This window comes from Bacillus sp. JJ722 (assembly GCF_036963345.1).
Classification (GTDB): Bacteria; Bacillota; Bacilli; order Bacillales; family DSM-1321; genus Bacillus_AD.
Genome location: NZ_JBALMO010000208.1, coordinates 7677 through 9918, shown reverse-complemented (window position 1 = coordinate 9918; position 2242 = coordinate 7677). Strand labels below are relative to the sequence as shown.

3 protein-coding genes are annotated in these 2242 nt (G+C 34.1%); all 3 read right to left on the bottom strand.

Annotated features, from left to right (window positions below):
* Positions 1-287 precede the first annotated feature (287 nt).
* Positions 288-797, bottom strand: coding sequence for a BofC C-terminal domain-containing protein (locus tag V7014_RS21025; RefSeq protein ID WP_335509991.1), 510 nt, complete (start codon positions 795-797; stop codon positions 288-290).
* Positions 798-985: 188 nt separating this feature from the next.
* Positions 986-1951, bottom strand: a complete 966-nt coding sequence (locus V7014_RS21020; RefSeq protein ID WP_335509989.1) for a phosphotransferase — start codon at positions 1949-1951, stop codon at positions 986-988.
* Positions 1932-2242: hypothetical protein (locus V7014_RS21015; RefSeq protein WP_438824951.1), on the bottom strand; the 311-nt coding region annotated here is incomplete at its 5' end. The genes V7014_RS21020 and V7014_RS21015, both read right to left, overlap by 20 nt.

Here is a 2242-nt window from a genome sequence, read left to right as displayed (position 1 = left end):
TTGTTTTAAAAGTCAAATATAGTAATCCCCCTTTAAATTAATGTACTATTTTCACTAAATGTTTAAATAAGCTAATCCATTGGAAAATATTAGATATTTTTCAGCCCACTTAGTGCGTATATTTATATTTTACATCATTTTTGTATAAGGACCGATTATTTCTATTTACTATTCACTAAATTCAGTTATCTTTTTCGACGACTATTTTAAAACAACTTTTCAAATTTCCATTCGGTTACCCTTACATATAAAAAATGGAGCTTTTAACAAAGCTCCATTCCATGTCTCTATTCCATATATGGCTCAAATGCCTCTAAAACAGACTCATACTGTTTCTTGTCTTTTACTCTTATTCCTTCTACGAGATCATGATGCGTCTTTGCCTCAAGCATTTCTACATCAATGTGAAAGAAGGATTGTATAACATCTGATTGTGTTGGTTTTCCATTAAAGATTGATAGCGTCCCGTCTTCCGTAATGCCAAAGTAACCATTTGCCTTTAGTAATGGTGATATATCATTTGTATATTTTTGAAAGACAAGCTCTTTATCCGTTTGCACTATCAACTTCCAAGCTTTGAATTCAGATTCGATCTCCTGTACAGATAATCCTTCTTTGAATAGAACTTCCTCACTCATTTCACCGTCAAGGTAAACGGTTTGCAGAATTACTTTTTTTATCTCATTCGAATAAAATGATGGTTTTTCATTAGAATCCCAAGCTGAAAGGAAAAATACTATAATGATACTTATTAAAAAAGTAAAATAAAACTTTTTACTAATACGTCTTCTATACATGTTGTCACCCCAAGGTTAAACGATTTAGTCATCATTTCTGTATCTTTCCCAAATCCATAAATTTTATCCGCAATCCTAAAAAATGACATAAATCCACCCTTTGTACGAGAATTATCATACGAAGGGTGGATTTTATGTTCGATCGACAAATTTTTTGTAACATTAAACGAAAATACATAATCTTGAAATCATATCATGTTAGCGATATCTTTATATAAACTTATCCTCTTCGGCCACTCCTCAACACTTAATTCCCAAACAGAATGCATATAGCCACGATCTCGCAGCGAATCTTCTTTTATTATTCGATTCCATTCTCGGAAGATATCTGTAGGAAAAAGCAACGCATATAAAAATGCATGATTATCTTTATATGACCTTAATTGCTCATATGTCCATAGTTCCGAATTATCCTCTATGTGTGGCATAATTCGATTACAGTACTGTAAATAATCAATGATCGGAGGTGCTTTGTTAATTAAATCAAAATCTATAAGATTGAGGTTTCCATCTTTTTTCAAAAAGAAATTATGATGTGCTACATCTCCATGAACAATACACGTAGGTTCTTCATATAATTCACGCTCGTTTTTAATTAATCCTTTTAACGAACGCTTACCCCAATCTAACCAAGAATCAAGATATGAGGAACTAACATACTTCTCTATTATTCTTCTATTACTCTCAAACTCTTCTAACCGCTCTTCCCATTTCTCAACCTGATTAAAATAATTTACCGGAATACTATCGTAAAATTCACTCGTAGTTGAATGAAAATCTTCTAATAGTTGTAAACCCTTCTTTCGATTTGTATATGAACGAAAGTTAAATCTTTCTTTTGCCGAAGATAAAAATTGAATCCACGCATACGTCTCACCTTCATACTTAAATGTAGGTATGTTTTTAAAAGAATACGTTTGTTCAAAATCGTTTTCTTTCAGCTTTCGTACTAATAATTTTTGTGCTTCATATTTTTTTCGATTATAAAATCCTTTTAATAAATACTTTTTTCGATCCGTATGCACGATAAACACATTACTTCTCAATTTCACCACTTTATGCAAGTTAGCACCTTTTTCCTTTAAAGCAGCCCGAAGACGCGAGCGGAACACACTGTCTCCTTCTAAATATCCACTATAACCCACTGCTCTCATCCGCATATCTTGGCATATTGAAAGCTTCAAGAGCCCCTGTTTGTTGCAGTTCGTCGGAAAACAACGGCTCCTCATCTAATCTCGGCATTGCTTGCTGTCCAAATGGACTCATCATTTGTCCATAATCAGGAGCTGGCTGCTGCCCTGGCATGGATGGCATTTGTGGTTGAAGCATCTGTTGTGGCATCGGCATTTGACCAGGCTCATATGACTGTTGTGACATCGTCATTGGATTCGGTTGATAAGACTGTTGCGGCATTGTCATTGGATTCGGTTGATGAGTCTGTTGCG

What these genes read in the sequence shown, in the direction of transcription:
- V7014_RS21025 (WP_335509991.1), bottom strand. Translation starts at nt 797, where the DNA reads ATGTATAGAAGACGTATTAGTAAAAAGTTTTATTTTACTTTTTTAATA.
- V7014_RS21020 (WP_335509989.1), bottom strand. Translation starts at nt 1,951, where the DNA reads ATGAGAGCAGTGGGTTATAGTGGATATTTAGAAGGAGACAGTGTGTTC.